This window comes from Enterobacter sp. BIDMC93, from assembly GCF_001037805.1.
Taxonomy (GTDB): domain Bacteria; phylum Pseudomonadota; class Gammaproteobacteria; order Enterobacterales; family Enterobacteriaceae; genus Enterobacter; species Enterobacter hormaechei_C.
In genome coordinates this window covers 3,730,352-3,756,665 of the sequence record NZ_KQ089962.1, presented here as the reverse complement: position 1 = coordinate 3,756,665, position 26,314 = coordinate 3,730,352, and the positions used below count along the sequence as shown (strand labels likewise).

The 26,314-nt window shown below is 54.3% G+C and carries 21 protein-coding genes; 6 read left to right on the top strand and 15 right to left on the bottom strand.

Features of this window, described 5'->3' with window-relative positions; genetic code table 11:
• Positions 1-8: 8 nt before the first annotated feature.
• Together nagA and nagB are read right to left on the bottom strand one after the other, a co-directional pair.
• The gene (nagA, locus tag SK58_RS17595; protein ID WP_048220272.1) at positions 9-1,157 is read right to left on the bottom strand and encodes an N-acetylglucosamine-6-phosphate deacetylase; all 1,149 of its coding nucleotides are present in this window, start codon (positions 1,155-1,157) and stop codon (positions 9-11) included.
• 55 nt (positions 1,158-1,212) lie between these two features.
• Positions 1,213-2,013: a glucosamine-6-phosphate deaminase gene (gene nagB, locus SK58_RS17590; RefSeq protein ID WP_003858663.1), complete on the bottom strand. Its 801-nt coding sequence runs from the start codon at positions 2,011-2,013 to the stop codon at positions 1,213-1,215.
• A gap of 325 nt (positions 2,014-2,338) precedes the next feature.
• Between nagB and nagE the strand changes: the two genes are divergently transcribed.
• Entirely contained in the window at positions 2,339-4,288 is a 1,950-nt protein-coding gene (nagE, locus tag SK58_RS17585; protein ID WP_048220271.1) for a PTS N-acetyl glucosamine transporter subunit IIABC, read from the top strand.
• A 169-nt stretch (positions 4,289-4,457) separates the two neighbouring features.
• A complete protein-coding gene (glnS, locus tag SK58_RS17580) occupies positions 4,458-6,125 on the top strand; it encodes a glutamine--tRNA ligase (protein WP_015571127.1) in 1,668 nt (555 codons plus the stop codon).
• 59 nt (positions 6,126-6,184) lie between these two features.
• Here glnS and SK58_RS17575 read toward each other — a convergent pair whose 3' ends face one another.
• Genes SK58_RS17575 through SK58_RS17565 form a run of 3 tightly spaced genes read right to left on the bottom strand, consistent with a single transcriptional unit; the run spans position 6,185 to position 10,632 of the window.
• Entirely contained in the window at positions 6,185-7,477 is a 1,293-nt protein-coding gene (locus SK58_RS17575) for an ABC transporter substrate-binding protein (RefSeq protein WP_017694283.1), read from the bottom strand.
• A complete protein-coding gene (locus SK58_RS17570; RefSeq protein WP_032647708.1) occupies positions 7,474-9,609 on the bottom strand; it encodes an ADP-ribosylglycohydrolase family protein in 2,136 nt (711 codons plus the stop codon). Before SK58_RS17570 ends, SK58_RS17575 begins: the two co-directional genes overlap by 4 nt.
• 33 nt (positions 9,610-9,642) lie before the next feature.
• Positions 9,643-10,632 carry a LacI family DNA-binding transcriptional regulator gene (locus SK58_RS17565; protein WP_225986312.1) on the bottom strand — a complete coding sequence of 330 codons (990 nt, stop codon included), beginning with the start codon at positions 10,630-10,632 and terminating at the stop codon, positions 9,643-9,645.
• A gap of 527 nt (positions 10,633-11,159) precedes the next feature.
• On the opposite strand from SK58_RS17565, the gene chiP reads away from it, so the two are divergent.
• Both chiP and chiQ read left to right on the top strand, forming a co-directional pair.
• Entirely contained in the window at positions 11,160-12,557 is a 1,398-nt protein-coding gene (gene chiP / locus SK58_RS17560; RefSeq protein ID WP_017694280.1) for a chitoporin ChiP, read from the top strand.
• Positions 12,558-12,604: 47 nt separating this feature from the next.
• Complete coding sequence (gene chiQ, locus SK58_RS17555; protein WP_032102682.1) at positions 12,605-12,931, top strand: ChiQ/YbfN family lipoprotein; 327 nt, start codon at positions 12,605-12,607, stop codon at positions 12,929-12,931.
• A 142-nt stretch (positions 12,932-13,073) separates the two neighbouring features.
• Here the strand turns inward: chiQ and fur are convergent, their stop codons facing one another.
• The 4 genes from fur to ybfF all read right to left on the bottom strand — a co-directional run bounded on the left by fur (position 13,074) and on the right by ybfF (position 15,687).
• Positions 13,074-13,520, bottom strand: a complete 447-nt coding sequence (gene fur, locus SK58_RS17550) for a ferric iron uptake transcriptional regulator (RefSeq protein WP_010428651.1) — start codon at positions 13,518-13,520, stop codon at positions 13,074-13,076.
• Between the two features lie 291 nt (positions 13,521-13,811).
• Positions 13,812-14,342 (bottom strand): flavodoxin FldA, encoded by a 531-nt coding sequence (fldA, locus tag SK58_RS17545; protein WP_003858653.1) that lies wholly within the window; start codon positions 14,340-14,342, stop codon positions 13,812-13,814.
• 155 nt (positions 14,343-14,497) lie between these two features.
• Positions 14,498-14,785 carry a LexA regulated protein gene (ybfE, locus tag SK58_RS17540; RefSeq protein ID WP_003858652.1) on the bottom strand — a complete coding sequence of 96 codons (288 nt, stop codon included), beginning with the start codon at positions 14,783-14,785 and terminating at the stop codon, positions 14,498-14,500.
• A 128-nt stretch (positions 14,786-14,913) separates the two neighbouring features.
• Positions 14,914-15,687, bottom strand: a complete 774-nt coding sequence (ybfF, locus tag SK58_RS17535) for an esterase (RefSeq protein ID WP_023296122.1) — start codon at positions 15,685-15,687, stop codon at positions 14,914-14,916.
• A 183-nt stretch (positions 15,688-15,870) separates the two neighbouring features.
• Here ybfF and seqA point away from each other — a divergent pair, with 183 nt between their 5' ends.
• Both seqA and pgm read left to right on the top strand, forming a co-directional pair.
• On the top strand, positions 15,871-16,416 hold the full coding sequence (gene seqA / locus SK58_RS22960) for a replication initiation negative regulator SeqA (RefSeq protein ID WP_003858650.1): 546 nt from the start codon (positions 15,871-15,873) through the stop codon (positions 16,414-16,416).
• A gap of 24 nt (positions 16,417-16,440) precedes the next feature.
• The gene (pgm, locus tag SK58_RS17525) at positions 16,441-18,081 is read left to right on the top strand and encodes a phosphoglucomutase (alpha-D-glucose-1,6-bisphosphate-dependent) (protein ID WP_048220270.1); all 1,641 of its coding nucleotides are present in this window, start codon (positions 16,441-16,443) and stop codon (positions 18,079-18,081) included.
• Positions 18,082-18,226: 145 nt separating this feature from the next.
• Here pgm and potE read toward each other — a convergent pair whose 3' ends face one another.
• From potE to kdpC, 6 genes are all read right to left on the bottom strand, one after another.
• Positions 18,227-19,540 (bottom strand): putrescine-ornithine antiporter, encoded by a 1,314-nt coding sequence (potE, locus tag SK58_RS17520; RefSeq protein ID WP_003858648.1) that lies wholly within the window; start codon positions 19,538-19,540, stop codon positions 18,227-18,229.
• Positions 19,537-21,735, bottom strand: coding sequence for an ornithine decarboxylase SpeF (gene speF / locus SK58_RS17515; RefSeq protein ID WP_015571121.1), 2,199 nt, complete (start codon positions 21,733-21,735; stop codon positions 19,537-19,539). Before speF ends, potE begins: the two co-directional genes overlap by 4 nt.
• A gap of 255 nt (positions 21,736-21,990) precedes the next feature.
• Positions 21,991-22,095: a leader peptide SpeFL gene (gene speFL / locus SK58_RS22540; protein ID WP_003858645.1), complete on the bottom strand. Its 105-nt coding sequence runs from the start codon at positions 22,093-22,095 to the stop codon at positions 21,991-21,993.
• A gap of 278 nt (positions 22,096-22,373) precedes the next feature.
• The gene (kdpE, locus tag SK58_RS17510) at positions 22,374-23,051 is read right to left on the bottom strand and encodes a two-component system response regulator KdpE (protein ID WP_033486402.1); all 678 of its coding nucleotides are present in this window, start codon (positions 23,049-23,051) and stop codon (positions 22,374-22,376) included.
• Positions 23,048-25,735 (bottom strand): two-component system sensor histidine kinase KdpD, encoded by a 2,688-nt coding sequence (gene kdpD, locus SK58_RS17505; protein ID WP_048220269.1) that lies wholly within the window; start codon positions 25,733-25,735, stop codon positions 23,048-23,050. The genes kdpE and kdpD overlap by 4 nt, the downstream gene beginning before the upstream one ends.
• The gene (gene kdpC / locus SK58_RS17500; RefSeq protein ID WP_015571119.1) at positions 25,736-26,311 is read right to left on the bottom strand and encodes a potassium-transporting ATPase subunit KdpC; all 576 of its coding nucleotides are present in this window, start codon (positions 26,309-26,311) and stop codon (positions 25,736-25,738) included.
• Between the last annotated feature and the right edge of the window lie 3 nt (positions 26,312-26,314).

Sequence of the window (26,314 nt, the reverse complement as noted above, 5' to 3'; positions counted from 1 at the left end):
ACTTTTACTTACTCAGTGACGACCTCGTTACCATTAACGATGGTCTTAATAATTTTATAATCGTGTGTGAACGCCGTCAGGTTTGCAACCATACCTGGCGCAATACCGCCGAGCTGTTTATCGACGCCAATGGCGCGCGCCGGATAAAGCGTGGCCATGCGCAACACTTCCTCAAGCGCAATGCCGCAATGCTCAACGAGGTTACGAACCCCTTCGATCATTGTCAGCGAAGAACCGCTCAGCGTGCCGTTCTCATCCACACACAGTCCATTCCGGTAGTATATTGTTTTACCAGCAAAAATGAACTGGTCAATATTCGCCCCTGCCGGAGCGGTGGCATCCGTGACCAGGCAGAGCTTGTCGCCCTTAAGGCGCTTGGCGTTGCGGATATTGGTGTAATCGACATGCAGGCCGTCAGCGATAATGCCGCAGTAGACGTCCGGCTCATCCAGAATTGCGCCGACCAGCCCCGGTTCGCGGCCGGTAATATACGGCATTGCGTTATAGAGGTGCGTGGCAAACGTGATGCCCGCGCGGAAGCCAGCTTTCGCCTCTTTCAGCGTCGCGTTCGAATGACCCGCAGACACCACAATCCCGGCGGCTGCCAGCTTGCTGATCACGTCCGTGCCGCTCATTTCCGGTGCCAGCGTCACTTTGGTGATCACATCGGCATTGGCGCACAGGTAATCCACCAGCTCGGCATCGGGTTTACGCACGTAATTCGGGTTATGGGTGCCTTTCTTGACCATGTTCAGCCATGGTCCTTCCAGGTGCAAACCCAGCGCCTGATTTGGGTGTTTTGCCAGGTAGTCGCGCATGACGCGGATACCCTGTTTCATCAGGTCATCACTGCTGGTGATGAGCGTCGGCAGATAGCTGGTGCAGCCCGATTTCTCGTTAGCTTTCTGCATGATTTCCAGCGTTTCAACCGTCACCGCCTCTGCGGTATCGTTAAACTGGACACCGCCGCAGCCGTTGAGCTGTACGTCGATGAAACCGGGGGAGATTACTGCTCCATTGAGGGAACGCTGTTCGATCTCCGGCGGCAGTTCCGCCAGTGGGCAAACACGTTCAATCAGGCCATTGGCGATAACGATCGCATGGTCATCCAGAATTTCATGGCCGGTATAAATCCGACCGTGGGTTAAAGCGTACATATCGACCCCCGGTTAAAAAAAGCGACCGCCCCGGATAAAAGAGGCGGTTATTCAATTACAGACCTTTAATGTTTTCAGCTTCCAGCTCGTTGAAGTATTTCAGCGTTTTCACTTTCAGCTCCATGGTGGACGGTTCGTCACACACGACAACCGCTTTTGGATGCAACTGTAAGCAGCTGATCGTCCACATATGGTTCACGTTGCCTTCTACGGCAGCCTGAAGCGCTTGCGCTTTCACCGCGCCCAGCACCAGAATCATCACCTCTTCGGCATCCAGCAGCGTGCCCACGCCCACGGTCAGGGCGTATTTAGGTACCTGATTGACGTCGCCGTCAAAGAAGCGGGAGTTAGCCACACGCGTGTCATGGGTCAGCGTTTTAATACGGGTGCGGGAAGCCAGTGACGATGCCGGTTCGTTGAACGCGATGTGACCGTCGTTGCCTACGCCGCCCATAAACAGGTGGATTTTACCGTAGGAACGGATTTTTTCTTCATACTGACGGCATTCTGCGTCAATATCAGGCGCGTTTCCATTCAGCAGATTAATGTTTTCCGCCGGAATATCAACGTGATCGAAGAAGTTGCGGTGCATAAAACTGTGGTAACTTTCCGGATGTTCCTTTGGCAGGCCGACATATTCGTCCATGTTGAAGGTTACAACGTGTTTGAAGCTAACCTGGCCCGCTTTGTGCATTTCAACCAGAGCTTTATACGCGGTCAGGGGTGTACCGCCGGTTGGAAGACCGAGAACGAAAGGACGATCGGCTGTTGGTTTGAACGCGTTGATGCGGTTAACGATATGACGCGCAGCCCATTTTCCGACTTGTTCAGCTGTTGCCAGGGGAATCAGTCTCATTATTCACCTCTAAAGTTTAAGTAAAAGTGGGCGGATGATTAGTGCAACCTGAACTAAGCGTAACCTGGAACCTTTCAGGCCGGATCAATCCGTCTTGATTTTTTGAATGATAAAATAAGTTTTCGTCGTTAGCCAGCGAAAGGGAGGGTTTAATACGATATTTGGTGACAATAATCACAAAAAATAGGTGTTTAATTTGCGATACGAATTAATTTTTCACACACTCACACTGCCAGTGAATCATCAACTGTATCTATCGTTCGTGACACAATAAAAACATAGTTTATGCGCGAGTCTTAACAATGGGTCTCGTAGGGGGAATAGGATGAATATTTTAGGTTTTTTCCAGCGCCTCGGTAGGGCTTTGCAGCTCCCTATCGCCGTGCTACCGGTTGCAGCATTGCTGCTGCGATTCGGGCAACCCGATCTTCTTAACGTGCCGTTTATTGCCCAGGCAGGCGGCGCAATTTTTGACAACCTGGCGCTGATTTTCGCCATCGGTGTGGCGTCAAGCTGGTCTAAAGACAGCGCTGGTGCCGCGGCACTGGCAGGGGCTGTCGGTTACTTCATCCTCACGAAAGCGATGGTAACCATCAACCCTGAAATCAACATGGGTGTGCTGGCAGGTATCATTACCGGTCTGGTCGGTGGTGCCGTGTACAACCGTTGGGCGGGTATCAAACTGCCTGACTTCCTGAGCTTCTTCGGCGGTAAACGTTTTGTGCCGATTGCGACGGGCTTTTTCTGTCTGATCCTCGCAGCCATCTTTGGCTACGTGTGGCCACCGGTGCAGCATGCTATCCATGCGGGCGGCGAGTGGATCGTGTCTGCGGGTGCAATGGGTGCGGGCATCTTCGGTTTCATTAACCGTCTGCTGATCCCAACCGGTCTGCATCAGGTACTGAACACCATCGCGTGGTTCCAGATTGGTGAGTTCACCAACGCGGCTGGCGCGGTGTTCCACGGTGATATCAACCGCTTCTACGCAGGCGACGGCACCGCGGGCATGTTCATGTCTGGCTTCTTCCCAATCATGATGTTTGGTCTGCCTGGCGCTGCGCTGGCAATGTACCTGGCTGCGCCGAAAGCGCGTCGCCCAATGGTTGGCGGGATGCTGCTGTCCGTTGCGATCACCGCCTTCCTGACCGGCGTGACCGAGCCACTGGAATTCCTGTTCATGTTCCTGGCTCCGCTGCTGTATCTGATGCACGCGATCCTGACCGGTATCAGCCTGTTCGTCGCCACCCTTCTGGGTATCCATGCTGGCTTCTCCTTCTCCGCAGGCGCCATCGACTATGTGTTGATGTACAACCTGCCAGCGGCAAGCAGCAACGTCTGGATGCTGGTGGTGATGGGCCTGGTATTCTTCGTTATCTACTTCGTTCTGTTCAGCGCGGTTATTCGTATGTTTAACCTGAAAACGCCGGGCCGCGAAGATACGAAAGACGATGTGGTGACCAGTGAAGCAAACAGCAATACCGAAGAAGGTTTAACCCAGCTGGCAACCAGCTACATTGCCGCTGTAGGCGGTACTGACAACCTGAAAGCGATCGATGCCTGTATTACCCGTCTGCGTCTGACCGTAGGTGACTCTGCACGCGTGAGCGATGCAATGTGCAAACGCCTGGGCGCGTCGGGTGTGGTGAAACTGAATAAGCAAACCATCCAGGTTATCGTGGGTGCGAAAGCCGAATCGATCGGCGATGAAATGAAAAAAGTGGTTGCCCGTGGGCCGGTCGCAGCCGCCTCAACGGACAGCGCGCCAGTAGCTGACGCGCCGGTTGCAAAACCGCAGGCGGTGCCAAATGCGGTGACCATCGCTGCGCTGGTCTCTCCGGTGACAGGTGACGTTGTTGCGCTTGAGCAGGTGCCTGACGAAGCGTTCGCCAGCAAAGCGGTCGGTGACGGCGTGGCGGTGAAACCAACGGACAAAACCGTGGTCTCTCCGGCAGCTGGTACTATCGTGAAAATCTTCAATACTAACCACGCGTTCTGCCTCGAAACCGAAAAAGGCGCGGAGATCGTTGTCCATATGGGTATCGATACCGTTGCGCTGAACGGTCAGGGCTTTACTCGCCTGGTGGAAGAGGGTGCCGAAGTGGTGGCAGGTCAGCCGATTCTGGAGATGGATCTGGATTACCTCAATGCCAATGCGCGCTCCATGATTAGCCCGGTAGTGTGCAGCAACATCGACGACTTCAGCGGTCTGGTGATCCAGGCGCAGGGTCAGGTGGTTGCAGGCCAGACGCCACTGTATGAGATTAAAGGCAAGTAATCGCTCCTGAGTAGAGTCATGCCTTTAGCGGCGGGGGATATCCTCCGCCGCTTTTTTTTGCAGCATTTGCCCCCATTATTTTCTTCCGGGACGTTTTAAGGGTTGTCACTACGTCCGGCTTATAAGATCATATGCCGTTATACGTTGTTTACGCTTTGAGGAATCCACGATGAGTGAGGCAGAAGCCCGCCCGAGTAACTTTATTCGTCAGATCATCGATGAAGATCTGGCCAGTGGTAAGCACACCACAGTCCACACGCGTTTCCCGCCGGAGCCAAATGGCTACCTGCACATTGGTCACGCCAAATCGATCTGCCTGAACTTTGGTATTGCGCAAGACTACCAGGGGCAGTGCAACCTGCGTTTCGATGACACCAACCCAGTAAAAGAAGACATCGAATACGTTGAGTCGATTAAAAACGACGTGCAATGGCTGGGCTTTAACTGGTCTGGCGATATCTGCTACTCCTCTGACTATTTCGATCAGCTGTATGCCTATGCGGTTGAACTGATCAACAAAGGTCTGGCGTACGTCGACGAACTGTCTGCTGACGAAATCCGTGAATACCGCGGTACGCTGACTCAGCCTGGCAAAAACAGCCCGTTCCGCGATCGCAGCGTGGAAGAGAACCTGGCGCTGTTTGAAAAAATGCGTGCCGGTGGCTTCGAAGAAGGCAAAGCGTGTCTGCGCGCCAAAATCGATATGGCGTCTCCGTTCATCGTGATGCGCGATCCGGTGCTGTACCGCATTAAGTTCGCGGAACACCACCAGACCGGTAACAAGTGGTGCATCTACCCGATGTACGACTTCACGCACTGCATCAGCGATGCGCTGGAAGGCATTACGCACTCGCTGTGTACGCTGGAGTTCCAGGACAACCGTCGTCTGTATGACTGGGTGCTGGATAACATCACCATTCCTGTGCATCCGCGTCAGTACGAGTTCTCTCGTCTGAATCTGGAATACACCGTGATGTCCAAGCGTAAGCTGAACCTGCTGGTGACCGACAAGCACGTTGAAGGCTGGGACGACCCGCGTATGCCAACCATCTCTGGCCTGCGTCGTCGTGGCTATACCTCGGCGTCCATTCGTGAGTTCTGCAAACGTATTGGCGTTACCAAGCAGGACAACACCATCGAAATGGCGTCTCTGGAATCCTGCATTCGCGAAGACCTGAACGAAAACGCGCCGCGCGCGATGGCAGTGATCGATCCAGTGAAACTGGTCATCGAAAACTATCCGCAGGGTGGAAGCGAACTGGTCTCGATGCCTAACCATCCGAACAAACCGGAAATGGGCACCCGCGACGTGCCGTTCAGCGGTGAAATCTGGATCGATCGTGCCGACTTCCGCGAAGAAGCGAACAAGCAGTACAAGCGTCTGGTGCTGGGCAAAGAAGTGCGTCTGCGTAACGCCTATGTGATCAAAGCCGAGCGCGTAGAGAAAGATGCGGAAGGTAACATCACGACCATCTTCTGTACGTACGACGCAGAGACGCTGAGTAAAGATCCGGCGGATGGCCGTAAAGTGAAAGGTGTGATCCACTGGGTGAGTGCGCAGCATGCGCTGCCGGTTGAGATCCGTCTCTACGATCGTCTGTTCAGCGTACCTAACCCAGGCGCTGCGGAGGACTTCCTGGCGGTTATCAACCCTGAGTCGTTGATTATCAAACAGGGGTATGCCGAGCCGTCTCTGAAAGCCGCTGAAGCCGGTAAAGCGTTCCAGTTTGAACGTGAGGGTTACTTCTGCCTGGACAGCCGTTACAGCACGGCGGAAAAACCGGTATTTAACCGTACCGTCGGTCTGCGTGATACCTGGACTAAGATCGGCGAATAATAACGCTGGCATGGTCAATGAGAAACAAACGCCGCGTAATGCGGCGTTTTTTTTGAGGGTTAATGGCGTTGCAAAAGTTCAGCTACTCGCTGCTGGCTGCGTTCCAGCGCGGGGGCAGTCTCCTGTTTTCCTACTGTCACCTGATTGACCATTTCACTGAGAATAGCGGAGCCGGTGACATCCCCCATCCCTGTGAAATTCTTCTCACCGACGGAACCAAAGACCTGCATATGCGGATACTGAGCAATCAGTTGAGTCGTCAGATCGCCAAAGGCTTTAATAGCCGGGTTATCTTTGTAAACGGTGTGTGCAGCAACGGCTTTTGTCACCGGCAGCATCGCCCCTGGCGACATTAATACCCATTCTGCGGTATTTTGCGCTTGCTCCATAAATGACACGAATTTTTCAGCGGCTTCCGTCTCTTCTTCCTTCTGCCCAGTAGTGATGGTTAATGAAGTGATTACGCCATACACCGCAGAGGTTTTTTCAGTCGGAACGACAAAGCCGATGTCGGCCAGCGAACCTTCCTGAGCGATAGCTGGCAGAATGTAGGTCGAATAGACCGCCATCGGTGCAGTCTCGTTCATAAAGGCGTCTTTGATCTCCATAACATTATTAGAGCCGGGCATCGTGTATCGGGAAAGATCGCGGTAATAATTCAGCGACGCGAGCATTTCCGGTGAGTTGACGGTGACCTTGCCGTCAGCATTAAATACGTTGGCATGATTTGAAAGCGCAAACTGGGAAAAAGTTTGCTCGGTCATCACACTCTCTGCCGTCGGCAGAGCGATACCGTATTTTTTGTCACCGATTTTGGTCAGCTTGCGCGCCGCATCCAGCAATTGGGCCCAGTTTTTGGGCTCACTAATCCCTGCCTTAGCCAGTACGGATTTTCGATACCAGATCCCCTGTAACCAGGCGCTAATGGGTACGCCAGTGTATGCATTTCCGTCTTCGGTGCGGACAATACGCAACACGCCGTCATAGAAAGACGCTTCCCCTTGTTTCTCTATCAGGGCTTTTACCGCCTTGTGATCGATTAGCGACTCTTTGTCCATTACCCGGGCGTAGTCATGGCTAACTTCGATCACTTCCGGCAACGCGCCTGAACGGGCAAGCGTAATCATTTTGGTATTAAAGGCGTCCTCTTCCACCGGCACCTGCTTCACGGTAATAGTAGGGTTTTCTTTCTGAAAGCGGTCGATCAGGCCGCGTATAACGGCCTGGCGCTCTTGCTCTACGGAGGAGTGCATAAATTCAATTGTAACCTGCTGCGGTTTATCCTCTTTACATCCTGAGAGTAATGCCGCAACGACCAGGGCCAGGGCCCGTAGCCTGTTTGTTGTTTTCATTTTTTCATCCCTTGTTGTGATACCGTTTCATTGGCGCAGATATGGATAGCGTCGGTTGACAGCGCACCGGCGCATATCAATAACCCGATCCCACCATCGGCAAACGCTTCACGTTCGGTATCTTCCACGGAAAGGGTTTTTCCATCGACAGTGGCGGTAAGGGTGTTTCCCATAACAGCGATATCGAAAACGAGGGGCCGCTCATAAACGTCAGACAGGACGGTTTCTGCCAGAATACGGGTCACCGCGTCGCGGACGCGTATTATCTGTACCTTTCCGTCGCGCATTACGCGCGCTGCGTAGTAACGTCTCATCCCCTGTACCCGGAAGGCCAGACCACCGTAGTCACCCAAATGCAGCGTGATGTCACTTTGCACCCGATAGTTATTCCACTGGCGAGTGCCGTGAATGATTAAACCCTCATCGTATTCTTTTGAGATCCGAAAGCTGGTTGGATAATGGCGGGAAAAGAGATCCACTCCGTTGACCCATGAGCGCCACCAGAAGTCGTTCTCTCCGGCGGGTTTGCGCAGGGTCAGTTTCGGGACGCCATCCCAGCACATGCTGTCGATAAGGAGTCGACCACGGGCAGTACGGGCGTCGGTACTCAGCGTCACGCCAATTTCACCTATTGGTTGGCCTTTACAGTCAGGGATATCCAGCGAGAGCGTTATTTCTTCGCCTGGGGCAACGTGGTGCGTGTCACCGTAGCAAGGGATCAGACAATTGTTATCGTCATAGACCCGATAGCACAGCCGCACGTTAAGCGACGAGATATTGTCCGATGGGGCAATAAGCGTAGCGTGCAAGCGTTGTCCAGGGTAGATCAGTGGCGTGGCCATGAGATCGTAACTGCGCATTTCCACGATTTCCGGCGGGGTAAAAGTTTGCGTGGTCACACTGGCCTGAAGACCCTGCGCGAGGTGATGATAATGAATGCTCAGCATCTGCTGCCCCTGCCAGGCTTCGTTTTTCACCTCAACCGGAGCGGTATTCTCTTCCTTCAGCCAGCGAAAACCCTGTACGCTTCCCGGCAGGGAGAAATGGTATTGAGCCCCACCTTTCTTCGGTTCAGGGCGCGGAAGCCCGGCAATCTGATGGCCTAAATCCACCAGATAATCCGTAATGCGTACTGCGTTGTTGATGGAAAAACCGCCGTCCGCGGAAGAGATTAGCATTCTGTCCGCCAACGGGCCGCGCCAGTCCGGGCCGGCGTCAATACCCTGTAACCCGAGCATAATTCCAGACAGGCAGCCAACGTTGCCCGCATTGCAGTCGGTATCCCATCCGGAGGTATTAACGATGCACTGGGACTGCTGGAAATCGTCCGGCGCGTAGAGCATCGCCATAATCATCAACGCGTGGTTGGGGATCACATGGCAGTTGCTGGGATATTTATGGTAGCCGTAGTGGTCTTCAATTTTCTGGCGCGTCGTCTGCCAGTCGTTATCCTCTTGGCGCCAGCGGCAGACATCGGCGACCAGTATGGCAATTTGCGAATCTGGGGGGATAACGGATAAGCCTGTGGCAATCAGTTTTTCGATGTCCTGGCAGATAAAAGCCTGTGACTCCATTGCCGCCCAAAGCATGGCGGCATAAACGGATTCCCCATCGTGACTCACGCTGGCGGCTGTTTTTGCCAGAGACGCCGCCAGTTGCGGTTGGCCGGGAGCCACGAGCGCCCAGCTATCAATGAAAATTTGCGCGCCGATTTGCTCTGCGATGGTTTTGCCATTGGTGGCGATAGCGCCACTCAGCGGGGCAGGGATACCCTTTTTAAGATTCAGCCACGCCGTATGTTCTGTTGAATTACCATTACCCCCCCACCAGAGGATAGTGCGCTTATCAATGATGTAATTCAGCCAACAGTGCCCCATCTGTTCGGCTGTCAGGTCTGGCGGTAACGCGTAATCCTCAAGCGCGCGAATAAATGTGAATGTTCCGGCTACGTCGTCATCGGTAATCACCAGAGGGCGATTGAATTTTTCATTAACGTAATACCGTATTGGTCCGAGTTCCCGCATGATTTTTTGCCAGGTCCAGCCTTCAAAAGGGCGACCCAGATACACGCCGATCAATTTCCCTAATACCCCAGCGTAAACGCGCTGGTAATAATCTGAAGGTAATTCCATTTTTTCATCCTTTTCTCTGTAATTAATCGCCAGTCAGGCGGATTCCCTTTTTACCAGGCGGTAGGGCATTTCGGTTGTGCTTCCCGGTGAATCCTGTTCCCCGGACAGGTGATTCATCAGGATTTCACCGGCTTTTTGTCCGATTAGTTCCGGAAAGTGGGCGATAGTGGTCAGGGAAGGGGTGACCAGTCCGGCCGAGGGGATATCATCAAAACCGACCACGGCAAGCTGCCCGGGAATGGTTATTCCCGTCTCTCTTGCCGCCCGCATCACGCCGATAGCCATTACATCGTTGGCGGCAAAGATAGCGTCCGGGCGAGGAACATTGCGGAAAAGTGATAGTGCGGACTGATAGCTGGTAGGTTCTGAGAAATCTGCTTGCATAAGAATTTGTGGCGTAAGGCCAGCCTGCACCATCGCCTGCTGATAGCCTTTCACACGGGCACCAGCCGGGCCGCCAGCGCCTGCGATCATACAGATGTGTTTGTGCCCCTGAGCCAGCAGATATTCGACAGCGCGGCGGGCGGCAGCGGTGTTGTCGATAAAAATATTGTGTAACGGCAAATTCCCGGCGGTTTTATACTCCGCTTCAAGCCGGACGATGGGAAAACCGGCCATGAGATAGGGTTCAAAATCATTAACGCCGGCATGAAAAAAAGTGCCAATTACGGCATCGACGCGCCCCTGAGCCGACCAGTTCAGAAAATGCAGTTCCCTTTCCCGCACAGCATCGGTACTGGCAACGATGACATCATAACGATGGGCATCCATCACCGATTGCACCCCGCGTATCAGCGAGGCATAAAACGGGTTGGCAATGTCCGGAATAATACAGGCCACGGACAGTGTTTTATTGGTTTTCAATGCTTGGGCGAAGCGGTTTGGTACATAGCCCAGTTGTTTCGCCGCGTTTTCCACTCTGGCAACTGTCTCCTGGGGATAGGCGTGTTTTCCCATGCCTAACACTACTGAGACCACCGCCTGAGAAACTCCCGCCAGTGCAGCGACATCGCGTTGCGTCATTCTTTTTGCCATATGTGCGCCAACTTATACGTATAACCTGACCACATAATTAATGAGGTCTTTTGGCAGCGTCAAGACGAGAAACAGTAAAAACAGACGGTTAATTTAGAAAAAGCGAGCAATCTCACATCCTTTAACGGGTACTGTCAGAGTAAGGGAGAACCCGCTTTGCGCAGCGAATTAATAACAATTCAAAATTTATTATTTTCATAAATGATTTCAATTAAAAAATAAACATCTCAAATGTTTAAACGATGAAACCGATTACATGTTTATGGAAATAAAAGGTTTTTTGTCAAACGCCCGCATTTTTGGAGTTATGAATGAAATGTAACAGAAAACGATGAAATATGTGCGGTTGCTCATATTCTTACATTCCCGTTACAGAAAGAGATTGATAATTCGCGTCGCGAAAAATAGTCTAACCATTGTAGTCAACGAGGTTTTTCTCAACGCTACTTTTTCATTTTATTTTTTCGCTGTTTGCCTTTGGTAACAGCAATTTATACGTCAAAGAGGATAAACATATGCGTACGTTCAGTGGCAAACGTAGTGCGCTGGCGCTGGCTATCGCCGGTGTGACAGCAATGTCGGGCCTGGTGGTTGCGCCAGAGGCAAAAGCAGCAGGTTTCATCGAAGATTCCACCCTCACGGGCGGTATTTATTACTGGCAGCGTGAGCGTGACCGTAAAGACGTCACTGAAGATAAATACAAAACCAACCTTTCTCACTCGACCTGGAACGCCAACCTTGATTTCCAGTCGGGATATGCCGCCGATATGTTCGGGATCGATATTGCAGCGTTCACCGCAATTGAAATGGCCGAAAATGGCGACAGCGGCCATCCGAACGAAATTGCGTTCTCCTCCAGCAATAAAGCCTACGACGAAGACTGGTCCGGCGATAAAAGCGGAATCAGCCTGTATAAAGCGGCTGCAAAATTCAAATATGGTCCGGTCTGGGCGCGTGGAGGTTATATCCAGCCAACTGGTCAGACGCTGTTAGCACCGCACTGGAGCTTTATGCCAGGCACTTATCAGGGTGCGGAAGCCGGTGCTAATTTTGACTACGGCGATGCGGGGGCGTTGAGCTTCTCCTATATGTGGACCAACGAGTACAAAGCGCCGTGGCACATTGAGATGGACAAGTTCTATCAGAACGATAAAAAAACCAAAGTTGATTATCTCCACTCGCTGGGGGCGAAGTACGACTTCAAAAACGATCTGGTGCTGGAAGCTGCTTTTGGTCAGGCTGAAGGCTATATCGATCAGTACTTTGCTAAAGCCAGCTACAAATTTGATATCGCGGGTAGCCCGCTGAGCACCAGCTATCAGTTCTACGGTACGCGCGACAAAGTCAGTGATGGCAGCGTAAATGATATCTATGACGGCACCGCGTGGTTACAGGCGCTGACCTTCGGCTACAAGGTAGGTCAGGTTGATTTACGTCTGGAGGGAACATGGGTCAAGGCAGAAGGGCAGCAGGGCTACTTCCTGCAACGTATGACGCCAACCTACGCCTCTTCCAATGGTCGTCTGGATATCTGGTGGGATAACCGCTCTGACTTCAACGCCGACGGCGAAAAGGCGGTCTTCTTCGGCGCAATGTATGACCTGAAGAACTGGAACCTGCCTGGCTGGGCGGTGGGTGCGTCCTACGCGTACGCCTGGGACGCGAAGCCAGCAGATATGGCTACGCCAGACGCCTACTACGATCCGAACTACCGTCTGAAAGAGTCTTCATACAGCCTGGATGCGATTTACACCCTTCAGGAGGGCCGTGCGAAAGGCACGATGTTCAAACTGCACTTCACCCAGTATGACAACCACTCCGATATCCCGAGCTACGCGGGCGGTTACGGCAACATCTTCCAGGATGAACGTGACGTGAAATTCATGGTCATTGCGCCATTCACAATCTTCTGATGAATACGCAGGCGGGCGAAATCCCGCCTGCATGGAGACTGCATATGATGAAAAAAATGGTAATCGTTGCGCTGCTGGCATCGGGGCTGGTGGCGTGTGCGCAGGATCAGGCGCAGAAAGAAGACTCCCGTCTGAAGGAGGCGTATAGCGCCTGCATCAATACAGCACAAGGATCGCCAGAGAAGATTGAAGCCTGCCAGAGCGTGCTGAATGTGCTGAAAAAAGAGAAAGCGCATGAGCAGTTTGCGACGCAGGAAAATGTTCGCGTGATGGATTACCAGGCCTGTATCCAGGCGCGGAAAAGCGGTAACGATCAGGAAGTGGCGAAGCGTTGCGATAAGATCTGGGACGAGATTCGCAATAACAATAAATAAGTTGCTTTACGCCCGGTGGCGCTGCGCTTACCGGGCCTACAACGGTGTCACAGCCCGTAGGCCCGGTAAGCGCAGCACCACCGGGCTTTTTTCAGGCAAAAAAAAGCCAACCTTACGGCTGGCTCAGAGTATGAACACGATATTATTTCGCGTCGTGCGCGTGGTCGTCTTCGCGGCAATCGCCTTCAGCGCAGTGACCGTACAGGTACAGGCTGTGGTTGGTCAGGCGGATGCCATGACGGGCGGCGATTTCACGCTGGCGTGATTCAATGGAATCATCGCTAAATTCAATGACCTTGCCACAGTCGAGGCAGATCAGGTGATCGTGGTGATGCTGCTGAGTCAGCTCGAACACGGATTTACCGCCTTCGAAATTATGACGAGTAACAATGCCCGCGTCATCAAACTGGTTCAGCACACGATAGACGGTTGCCAGCCCAATCTCTTCACCCATATCGATAAGACGCTTATAAAGGTCTTCCGCACTGACATGGTGATTGTCTGGCCCCTGAAGCACTTCAAGGATTTTTAACCGAGGAAGCGTTACTTTCAGGCCAGCTTTCTTTAATGCGGTATTGTTGTCAGTCATGCGGAATCTGTCCTGTTGCTAAACGATTCACTTCAAAAGAAGAAGTGACAGAAAATGCACTTGGGATAATGCGTCTCATTATAGAACTGCCATGGCTAAATGAAAACTGCAAGTCTCAAGCAAAGTATGCTTATAAAAACGTGGTATCACCAACAAACTTGTTCGATGGCACCCACTTTTTACCAGGGGGATATTGTACAGGTCTGGGCGAAAAAGTTAAAAGTTTGTAGCAATTAATTTAATCGGTTCTACCTGGAAAACGGGCGCAACCGGAGTTGCGCCGCAGGGATATCAGGCGTTAAGGATATCGTCCAGGTTCAGCTCTTCACGAACCTGCTTAACCCATTTTTCTACACGCTCAGCGGTCAGCTCTGGCTGACGGTCTTCATCAATGGCCAGGCCAACGAAGTGATCGTCATCTGCCAGACCTTTGGACGCTTCGAAATGGTAACCCGCCGTTGGCCAGTGACCGACGATCGCCGCACCGCGTGGCTCAATGATGTCGCGAATAGTGCCCAGCGCATCACAGAAATACTCAGCATAGTCTTCCTGATCGCCACAGCCAAACAGGGCAACCAGCTTGCCGTTGAAGTCTACTTCTTCCAGCGTCGGGAAGAAATCGTCCCAGTCACACTGTGCTTCACCGTAGTACCAGGTCGGGATGCCCAGCAGCAGGATGTCATAGCCCTCGAGATCTTCTTTGCTGCTCTTGGCGATGTCATGCACATCAGCAACGTCTTTACCGAGCTGTTTTTGAATGTTTTTTGCGATATTTTCAGTATTGCCGGTATCACTGCCAAAGAAAATGCCGATGATTGCCATGAGTGAAATAACCTCTTGAAACTTAATGGTATGGTGGCGCAAATTGTCCACGGATAAGGGCAATAATAGCAGAACAGGCAACCCTGCGGAAACAGCTATCACGCAGGACTGCACTCTGTGCTACATGAAAAAGGTAATATTGGGGATTTTCTGACTCACGCCTTGCCGCGTAACGTCTCAAGCTGGGCGATCAGCATCTCTTCGATCAGTTCGCTGCGGCTGATGTTGCGCGCGTCAGCTAACTCGTTAAGCGCATCGACGGCATCGGCATTAAGCTTCAGTTCGACACGCTTAAGCCCACGATTTTTATCGCGTTTAAGCTGGTTGCGTTTATTGATACGCAGCTGTTCATCGCGCGAAAGCGGATTCGTTTTCGGTCGTCCCGGTCGACGCTCATTCGCGAACAGATCTAGTGTCGTACGGTCCGTTTGTTCTTTGGCCATGATTCTGAGACTTCGGGGGAAACACGCCGCCCTGCTAATGCCCGGGCGATAAGCGCGCCATCATACATCACCCAAATCCACACGCCAACGACTGGAAGCCCGTCGTCTTCCGGTCGCTGGCTTTTTAATCAATTCGCTGTATCAGTAAGATAGCGGCGAATGGCGCGCAGGACGGCATCCGGTTTTTCCGCGTGTACCCAGTGCCCGGCACCCGCAATAACGTGAGCGCGAGCCTGCGGGAATTGCGCCAGCAGCGTGTCACGGTACGCATCAGTGACGTAAGGGGAGTTGCCGCCGCGAATAAAAAGGGTAGGGTGCGGCCAGGCGGGGACGGTTTCCCAGCCCACAATATGCGAATACTGATCCCACAATACCGGGACGTTAAAGCGCCATTGTCCGTCAACAAACGATTTCAGCAGGAACTGAACTACGCCTTCCTCATCAAGATGCTCACGCATAACGGCAGCCGCCTGTTGGCGGGTTGCGACACCCGCTTCGGTGACCGCATTGATGGCGGCAAAAATCTCATCGTGACGGCGAACGTCGTAATTGACGGGCGCAACGTCGATGACCACCAGCCCGGAAATTCGCTCAGGGGCCAGCGCAGTGAGCGCCATCACCGCTTTGCCGCCCATTGAATGCCCGATAAGCGTCGCTTTCTGGATATTATTCGCATCGAGGGTGTCCCGCAGATCCTGCGCCATGGCTGCGTAGGTCATCTCCTCCGAGCGCCCAGAAAGACCGTGATTGCGCATATCAACCTGGAGGATCGCGTGATCGGTCACTAAATCGCGCGCCAGCACACCCAGATTATCCAGGCTACCAAACAGGCCGTGAACCAGTACGATGGGAGAATTATTGTTCGGCGATTGTGCAGTTTGCGCTCGGGTATTCAATTTCATGGCAAAGTTCTTTTTTTAGGTTTGTCAGGTTAGGGTATCATGTTGACCATTCTGCCGCCCGGGGGCAAGGATCCAGTTTAATCTGACTTTTGCCGCCAACCTGGTTTGACGCTATCCGCTGTTGGGATTTGACCTTATAATCTCAACGACTTGTATTCAGATAAGATATCGCACTGGATTAAGATGAAAACAATCGAAGTTGATGACGAACTCTATCAGTATATTGCCAGCCAGACGCGGCATATTGGGGAGAGCGCGTCCGACATTTTACGGCGCATGCTTAAAATTTCCGCCGCCTCACAGCCCACTCCTGTCACTAAAGATGTCGTGTCTCAGCCGAGCGTTGTTGCACAAGTAAAACCTGCTGTCATGCCGGCAAAAGACAAAGTGCGCGCGATGCGCGAGCTGCTGCTGTCCGATGAATATGCCGAGCAGAAAAAGGCGGTTAACCGCTTTATGCTGGTGCTGTCTACACTTTACTCACTGGATAACAACGCATTTGCAGAAGCGACAGAGTCGCTGCACGGTCGCACGCGCGTTTACTTCGCAGGCGACGAGCAGACCCTGCTGCAAAATGGCAACCAAACCAAGCCCAAACACGTTCCCGGTACACCATACTGGGTGATCACCAACACCAATACGGGCCGTAAGTGCAGCATGATCGAACATATCATGCAGTCCATGCAGTTCCCGGCGGAATTGATCGAAAAGGTTTGCGGTACAATTTAACCCTTGCATCAGAAGGACCAGGCAATGGCAAATCACAGCCGTGCAGGACTACCTGCACAACAAAGCGATTTGATTAACGTCGCTCAACTGACCGCGCAGTACTACGTGCTGAAGCCGGTTGTGGGCAACGCAGAACACGCAGTGAAGTTTGGTACATCTGGCCACCGCGGTAGTGCGGCGCGCCACAGCTTTAACGAACCGCACATTCTGGCCATTGCTCAGGCCATCGCGGAAGAGCGCGCCAAAAATGGCGTCACCGGTCCGTGCTATGTAGGGAAAGATACCCACGCCCTGTCTGAACCTGCTTTTATCTCCGTGCTGGAAGTGCTGGCGGCGAACGGCGTAGACGTGATTGTTCAGGAGAACAACGGTTTCACGCCAACGCCAGCGGTTTCTAACGCTATTCTGGTACACAACAAAAAAGGTGGCGCGCAGGCTGACGGCATTGTGATCACCCCGTCCCACAACCCACCGGAAGATGGCGGCATCAAGTACAACCCACCTAACGGTGGCCCGGCGGATACCAACGTCACGAAAGTGGTGGAAGATCGTGCCAACGCATTACTGGCTAACGGTCTGAACGGTGTGAAACGCATCTCGCTGGATGAAGCCATGGCCTCCGGCCACGTGAAAGAGCAGGATCTGGTGCAGCCGTTCGTGGAAGGGCTGGCGGATATCGTCGATATGGCCGCTATCCAGAAAGCCGGTCTGAAGCTGGGCGTGGATCCACTGGGCGGCTCCGGTATTGAATACTGGAAACGCATTGCCGAGCACTACAAGCTGGATCTGACCATCGTGAACGATCACGTCGATCAGACCTTCCGCTTTATGCACCTGGACAAAGACGGCGCGATCCGTATGGACTGCTCCTCCGAATGCGCAATGGCTGGCCTGCTGGCGCTGCGCGACAAGTTCGATCTGGCGTTTGCCAACGACCCGGACTACGACCGCCACGGTATCGTCACCCCGGCAGGGCTGATGAACCCGAACCACTACCTGGCTGTTGCAATCAATTATCTCTTCCAGCACCGTCCGCAGTGGGGCAAAGAGGTCGCGGTGGGTAAAACGCTGGTCTCTTCCGCTATGATTGACCGTGTGGTCGACGCGCTGGGTCGCAAGCTGGTGGAAGTGCCGGTGGGCTTTAAGTGGTTTGTTGATGGTCTGCACGACGGCAGCTTCGGCTTTGGCGGTGAAGAGAGCGCGGGGGCATCCTTCCTGCGCTTCGACGGCACCCCATGGTCAACCGATAAAGACGGCATCATCATGTGCCTGCTGGCGGCGGAAATCACCGCGGTCACCGGTAAGAACCCGCAGGAACATTACAACGAGCTGGCGGAACGTTTTGGTGCGCCAAGCTATAACCGTATTCAGGCTGGCGCCACGTCTGCGCAAAAAGCAGCTCTGTCAAAACTCTCTCCGGAGATGGTCAGTGCCAGTACCCTGGCAGGTGACCCGATCACCGCGCGCCTGACGGCGGCGCCGGGTAACGGCGCATCGATCGGCGGCCTGAAGGTGATGACCGAAAACGGCTGGTTCGCCGCGCGTCCATCCGGTACGGAAGATGCGTACAAAATCTATTGCGAAAGCTTCCTCGGCGCTGAGCACCGCCAGCAGATTGAGAAAGAAGCGGTAGAGATTGTCAGCGAAGTGCTGAAAAACGCATAAGTCGTGATCTGGTGCGGGCTGATGCCCTCACCCCGGCCCTCTCCCACTGGGAGAGGGAGAAAACATAAAAAACGGCAACCTCAGGGTTGCCGTTTTGCATTGACCTCGTAGGCCCGGTAAGCGCCAGTGCCACCGGGCTTCTTTTTTAACTATGTTTATTCTTCAGTTCAAACCGTGGTGAGACCAGACCGTACAGCGTCCAGCCCATGAATGTCACCATCGCCCCATACAGCATCGCCTCCTGACCGGACGAGTAGAGCGCATAGAAGCTGTAAATCGCCCCAATCAGCGCCACGATATTGGCCGCCCGGGCTTTGCGCGGATCCACCTTCGCCACCTTCTGAATAATCACCAGCGCCGCCATCGACAGAATGTACGGAATGATGTTCGTCACCACCGCCAGGTTGACCAGCACGTTAAACTGGCTGTTCAGTGACGGGCTGATGGTCATCAGCGACAAACCGCTCTGGAAAATCACAATCGCCAGCATACCCTGCACCGGCGCATCCGCTTTGGTGACGCGGGAGAAGATTTTCGGGAAATAACCTTCGTCAGCGGAAGATTTGAATACCTGGGCGATGGTGAACTGCCAGCCCAGCAGCGAGCCGCAGCAGGACATCACCATCAGTCCCATGATCACTTTCCCTACCTCCGGCGTAAACATCTGCGCAAACGCCAGTCCGAACGGCGCCGTGGAGTTAGCCAGATCCATGTTGGGCACAATTCCCGCAATCACGTTGGTTGAGACGATATAGATCACCGCCGCCCCCAGCGTCCCGCCGAGTACCGCGATCGGCACATTTTTCTCCGGGTTTTCCACCACTTCCGCATTCGCACAGGCCGACTCCAGCCCGAGGAAGGCCCACAGCGTCATGGCGATGGACGATCCCACGGCGGTGAAGAACGGTACGTGATGCGGATTCCAGGAATTGGCGTACAGCGTCGGGCTGAACCAGAACCAGCCGATGATGCACAGGCCGACAACCGGGATGATGACGCCCCAGACGGTGATGCTGCTGAGCTGTCCGGTGATGCGCGCGCCGCCAAAGTTAGCGACGGTGCAGATCCAGAGCACGCCGATGGTCGCCAGCCCAATTTGCACCGGGGTCAGCGTCGCGCCAAACAGCTCTGTGCCGTAACCGACAGCGGAAATGGCAATCGCCACATTGGCGATCAGCAGCGACACGCCATAGGTATAGTTCGCCATAAAGTTACCGGACTTACCAAACGCATATTCGGCATAGCCGCCCATGCCGCCGGACTTGCGGCTGAACATACCGCACTTGGCAAACGCCCACGCCAGCGCCATCGAACCCACGGCGGTAACAAGCCAGGAGATAATCGAAATCGTCCCCACTTCAGCGAGCTTGGTGGGGAGCATGATGATCCCCGAACCCATCATATTCACCATGGTGAGAATAGTGAGTTGCACCACGCCCATCTTGTTGGCCTTACTCATAATTTTTCTCCTTTCAGCAGCGATGGCTGAGCGGCAGGTTGTTTGATGACGTAGCAGCGCACCTGTTTGCGACCGTCACACTCCTCGACGTAAACCCCCTGTAACTCCGGCGCAAAACCCGGCAGCAGATTGATCCCGTCTTCCAGCGCGGCGAAATAGCGCAGCACGGAACCGCCCCAGACTTCTCCCGGCACCACGCACAACACCCCCGGTGGGTAAGGCAGCGCGCCTTCCGCGGCGATACGGCCTTCCGCGTCGCGCAGGGACACCAGCTCGACCTCACCGCGCAGATAGGCATAGTTCGCCTCCTGCGGGTTCATCATGACGCGCGGGAAGTGAGACTTGCGGAACATCTCTTTTTGCAGTTGCTTCACGTTATGGCGGGCGTAGAGGTCATGCATCTCCTGACAAATCTGACGCAGGGTATAATCCGCATAACGTTCCGGATGTTGCTTATAAAGAGAGGGCAGAACCTCTTTCAGCGGCACATCGCTCTGGAGCAGTTTTTCGAAGCGCACCAGCTGGGCGACGAGCTGCTGCAATTTGCCCATGTCCTCCGCCGGGGTGAGCAGGAACAGAATGGAATTGAGGTCGCATTTTTCCGGCACGATGCCGTTTTCACGCAGGAAGTTGGCGAGGATGGTCGCGGGCACGCCGAAATCATCGTACTCACCGGTGCGGGCGTTGATGCCCGGCGTAGTTAGCAGCAGTTTGCAGGGATCGATAAAATACTGATGCTCGGCGTATCCCTCAAAGGCGTGCCAGCGTTCGCCCGGAACGAAATGGAAGAAGCGCAGATCGGTAGCAATCTCTGCCGTATCCCAGCTTTCCCATGGACGGCCATCCACCGTCTCCGGCACGAACGGACGAATAAACTGACAGTTCTGAAGGATCAGTTTCCGCGCTTCAATACCCGTCACCACGCAGTCCATCCACATGTTGCGCCCACTTTGCCCCTCGTGCATGCGGGCGTTGATATCCAGGGCGGCAAACAGCGGATAAAACGGGCTGGTGGAGGCGTGCATCATAAAGGCGTTGTTGAGGCGTTTATGCGGGACATAGCGCGGCTGGCCTTTTATGTGGCTGTCCTTCTTATGGATTTGCGAGGTTTGCGAGAAGCCCGCCTGCTGCTTATGCACCGACTGGGTCACCAGAATGCCCGGATCGTTTTCGTTCAGCTCCAGCAGCAGCGGCGAGCAGTCGGCCATCATCGGGATAAACTGCTCGTAACCCACCCAGGCGGAGTCAAACAGAATGTAATCGCACAGGTGACCAATCTTATCCACCACCTGACGGGCGTTATAAATGGTACCGTCGTAGGTGCCCAGCTGGATCACCGCCAGACGGAACGGACGTTCATCCCGCGCACGGCCAGGCGCGACCTCTGACACCAGCTCCCGCAGGTAGCTCTCGTCGAAACAGTGTGCGTCGATACCGCCGATAAACCCGTACGGGTTGCGCGCCGTTTCCAGATACACCGGCGTCGCGCCCGCCTGTAACAGCGCCCCGTGGTGATTAGATTTATGGTTATTGCGATCGAACAGCACCAGATCGCCTGGCGTGAGCAGGGCATTGAGCACCACCTTGTTGGAAGAGGAGGTGCCGTTCAGCACGAAGTAGGTTTTATCCGCATTAAAGACTTTTGCCGCATGCTGCTGGGCGATGCATGGCGCGCCTTCGTGGATCAGCAGATCGCCCATTGCCACGTCGGCATTGCACAGATCGGCGCGGAAAAGCGTTTCGCCAAAGAAATCGACAAACTGGTTTCCGGCCGGATGGCGGCGGAAGAACTGGCCTCCCTGATGTCCGGGGCAGTCAAACGCGCTGTTCCCCTGCTGGACGTAATCGACCAGCGCGCGGAAGAACGGCGGGCGGAGCTGGGTTTCGTACTTCTGCGCAGCCGCTTCAAGCTGGCGTCCGTAGTACGCATTGCTGGTGTCGGAGTACTCAAAAACGCCGTGAATACGCGACAGAAATTCAGCCGGAACCCTTTCTTCTTTATGCGTGGCAATAAACACCGGGATACCGAATCCCGTGGCTTCTATTTCTTCTATGGCGCCATTGAAAATATCGCTGACGGCCAGAACCACGGCTGCCACATCAATATAATCTGATGCGGTGATATCCACGATGTCGCGCGAAGTGGTAAAGCATTCAGGGCAGGCACGGCTGACGGCAATTTTTAACGTTTTCATCTTTATCTCTTTATTTCAGGCAATATGGGGCCCTCGACTTCTTGCGGTAAAGAAATCGATTATTTCCGGAAAAAAAAGCAAAGCGTGTCCGCTGATACGAAATCAGTTAATTGCTTTTTTGCTGAGTAGAATTCAGTCCGCCCGGTTGCGGAGAATCTGAATCACAAGGAATGAGCGCAGGTGTTCACAGGCAACAGCCTGTAAAATAGCGTTTTTCAGGATAACCTGTAAGCAGATGCGCCAGAAGTCGAAGGACTACCGGGCGTTAAAGAGATGAAAGTCAAAACAGTTACGGTGGGCAAACATCATGATATGTGTTGTCCGCCTTATATGGGGCATTAAACGATTATTGTTTTCCATGTTCAGTTTCCTTTCAGTAATTGAAAGCATGGTCATTTTATCCAGGAAAAAGGGATTAACTGTGAAACAGATCACCAATAACCGATCATTTCAGAAATAATTAATCGTTTTGAGTGAATAACGCAGATCAAAATGCTGTTTTGTTGGTTCGGTGTTAATTTGATGTTTTAATTGTGTTTAAAGAGGGCGGATATAGCTATGAAAATAAACTCATCGTTATTTTCATGGCTATATTAAGGCTGGTATGTTTTTTATTTAAAATTAAAGTGAATACTTATTCAGATCATAAACCGATATCCGATACCGGTTTCTGTTAATAAATGACGAGGACGCGCGGGATCGGCTTCAAGTTTCTGGCGAAGGTGTCCCATATAAATGCGTAAATAGTGACTATGCTCGACAGCATTCGGTCCCCAGACCTGGCTTAACAGCTGTCGCTGCGTTAACACTTTTCCGTGGTTATTGAGCAGCACGGCCAGCAGACGAAATTCGATAGGCGTAAGGTGGATCTCTTCTTCCCCTCGCACGATGCGGCGGGCGGCAAGATCGACGCGGATATCGCTAAAGGCGTACACCGGATCGGAAGGGGACGTGGCACTGTGTCGACGCAGCGCCACACGAAGCCGGGCCTGTAACTCGCCAATGCCAAACGGTTTGATCAGATAATCATCCGCTCCGGCATCCAGCGCGGCGATTTTATCCGTCTCTTCGGTGCGGGCAGAGAGCACCAGAATGGGCATCTGGCTCCACTGACGCACCTCACGAATAAAATCGATGCCGTCGCCATCCGGAAGTCCCAGATCCAGGATCACCAGATCTGGCTTGCGGGTGGCGGCTTCAATTAACCCCCGTTGAAGCGTACCGGCTTCATGCACGCGCAAGCCGTCGCCTTCCAGCGCGGTACGCAGAAATCGGCTGATAGCGAGCTCATCTTCAACAATCAGAACGTTAATCACAAATCCTCTGGTAATTCATCAAGTTCTGGTGGGGTTTCAAGAGGAAGTGTAACACAAAAGCGTGCCCCACCTTCCGGGCGGTTCTCTGCGGAAATAGTGCCACCATGCACGTCGACAATCGCCTGGCAGATCGCCAGACCCAGCCCAACGCCCGGAATGGCGGATTCCTTATTACCGCGCGCAAATTTTTCGAATATGGCGCGCTCCTGACCAGCCGGAATACCCGGCCCGGTATCCCAGACGTCGAGCCGCAGCACACGTTTATCCACCCTGGCAGCAATCCCCAGCCGGGCCTTTGTCCCGGCGTATTTAGCCGCGTTTTCCAGCAGATTAATCAGCACGCGCTCAAACAGCGGGCCATCCACATGGATTAAGGTCAGGGGTTCCGGCATGTCCAGCTCAATATGGCGCCCGCCGAGACCCGGCTCCAGCATCTTCAGCGCACTGCCGACAACCTCCTCAAGGGTGAGCCACTCTTTTTTGAGGTTAAACCCGCCGGACTGAATGCGCGCCATGTCCAGCAGGTTGTTCACCAGGCGCGTGGTATTCAGCACGTGCTGGCGAATTTCGCTGGCCTGCATCGCGTGCTTTGATCCTTCCGCCGCCAGATCCAGCGTCAGAATTTCGGACTGGCCAAACAGCACGGTAAGCGGGGTGCGCAAATCGTGAGACAGCGCTGCCAGCAGCGAATTGCGAATACTTTCGCGCTCGCTTGCCAGCCGCGCCTGCTCTTCGCTGGCGGTGAGCGCCAGCCGTTCAAGGGCGCTGGCGACCAGCAGGGTGAAGGTTTCCAGCAGGCGCTGCTGCTCTGGGATCATCAGCTGACGCAGGTTAGACGGCTCGACGATGACCAGCCCGTGATTTTTATCCGCGCTGCGCAGCGGCAGGATCTGGTAAGGCACGCCGGGCAGAGTGTCGGTGCCGGCGCCGGCAGGTAACCCCTTATCGAAACTCCAGCGGGCAATCGCTTCATCCCAGGGCGTCATCCCCGAAGGGGAGGTCAGCGGGCGAAGGCGCCCCTGTTCGTCGGGGAGCAAAATCAGGTTACTGGCATGAAAGGTCGAACGGATAAACTGCTCGCTGGTCTGCACGATATCTCGCTGCGTGCGGCCAACCGCCAGCGATTTTGACATTTCATACAGATGGCGCGTGCGCTGCTCGCGATAGCGGGCAATGCGTGCCTGGTAGCGTACGCCTGCCGTCAGATTCCCGATCACCAGCCCGACGGTAAGCATCACGGCAAAAGTCAGAATGTACTGCACGTCCGAGACAGCAAGCGTCCCGCGCGGAGCGATAAAAAAAAGGTCGAAGCTGATGACGTTGATCACCGTTGCCAGCACCGACGGCCAGCGGCCATAAAAGAGCGCGACCACAACGACGCCGAGCAGATAAATCATGACCAGATTGGCGGCGTCGAAGGCGATGAGCCACTGGCTGGCAATCACCGTAATCAGGGCGCAAAGGACCACTGCCACCAGGCAACCCCGGATCTGAATGCGCCATTTTTCGCCAAAGGTGCGAGCATCCGGCGTACGGTTGGGCAGAGGGGCGGGCTTGTCATCCAGCGCGACGATGACTAAATCAAGATCCGGCGCGCGGCGGGCCAGCCTGTCGGCAAAAGATTCGCGGCTAAACCAGCGGCGATGCTGTCGACGTCCAATGACAATCTTGCCCAGGTTGTGCTCGCGCGCGTAGCGCAGAATGGCTTTATCTTCCTGCGGTTCGGAAAGGGTGGCGGTTTCGGCACCCAGCTCCTGCGCCAGCCGCAGCGCGCTCAAAATGGCGCGACGCTGATTTTCTGGCAGGCCATGCAGCTGCGGCGTTTCGACGTAGACCGCGTGCCAGACGCTGCCAAATTTCGCTGCCAGCCGGGCGGCGGTGCGAACCAGTTTTTCGTTGCCGCTGCCGTGACCAATGCATAACAGAATGGCGTCCCGCGTGTGCCAGACGCGCTCTTGTCCCTGTAGGTCTCGCCAGGCGCGCATCTGGTCATCAACGCGATCGGCGGTGCGGCGCAGGGCCAGCTCGCGCAGGGCAATCAGGTTTCCTTTGCGGAAAAAATGTTCGATGGCGCGTTCGGCCTGGCCGGCAATATACACTTTGCCTTCGTGCAGGCGCTGGCGCAGATCGTCCGGCGGCAGGTCAACCAGTACGACTTCATCGGCAGAATCAAAAAACGGATCGGGGACGGTTTCCCGCACCTGGATACCGGTTACGCCGCTCACTACGTCGTTCAGGCTTTCCAGATGCTGAACATTCACCGTGGTGAAGACGTCAATGCCTGCCTCAAGCAGCTCCTCAACATCCTGCCAGCGCTTCGGATGGCGGGAGCCTGGCGCATTGCTGTGCGCCAGTTCGTCCATCAGGATCAGGGCAGGGCGGCGGGCGAGGGCGGCATCAAGATCAAACTCAGTGACCAGCCGCCCGCGATGGCTGATACGCTGGGGCGGCTGCGTCGCCAGCCCCGTCAGTAGCGTAGCCGTCTCTTTGCGACCGTGGGTTTCCACCACGCCGATGAGAATATCAAGCCCCTGCGCCCGAAGCCGCTGGGCTTCCGTCAGCATGGCGAAGGTTTTCCCGACGCCCGCGCAGGCGCCGAAGAAAATTTTCAGCTTGCCGCGGTGGGCTTCAGCCGTCTGTTCAAGCAGCCTGTCCGGATCCGGGCGCATGGGCTCGTCGGTCATTTAGTTCTTCCTTAGCGCGTCCAGCGCCAGATTCAGCTCAACAATGTTCACTACCGGCATGCCGATGAAGCTGACCAGCGGCTTTTGCGTATGTTCTGCAACCAGCTGGCTCACCTGCTCGACGGTCAGCTGACGGGCGGCTGCCACGCGTGGGATCTGCCACACCACCGCATCCGGCGTCAGGCTGTAATCAAGCCCGCTCGCGGAAGCGGTGATCAGCTCAACCGGCACCTCACGGCTGGCCTGCGGATTCGCGGCGCGCAGGGCGGCAACGCGTTCAGCAACGGCTTTGTCCAGGTCAGGATTACTGCCAGCCAGATTGCTGCCGCCGGAGGCCATTGGATTATACGGGCTTTCCGCAGTGGCGGAAGGGCGTCCCTGGAAGTAGCGCGGGTCCGTAAAGTTCTGCCCAATCAGACGCGAGCCGCGGTTTTCACCGTTCTGGATAATCAGCGAGCCGTTGGCCTGATCTTTAAACCACCACTGGCCCAGCGCGGTAGTCATCAGCGGGTAAAGCCCGCCGGTAATCAGAGACAGCAGAATAAACAACAGTATAGCGGGACGTAACATCGTCATTGG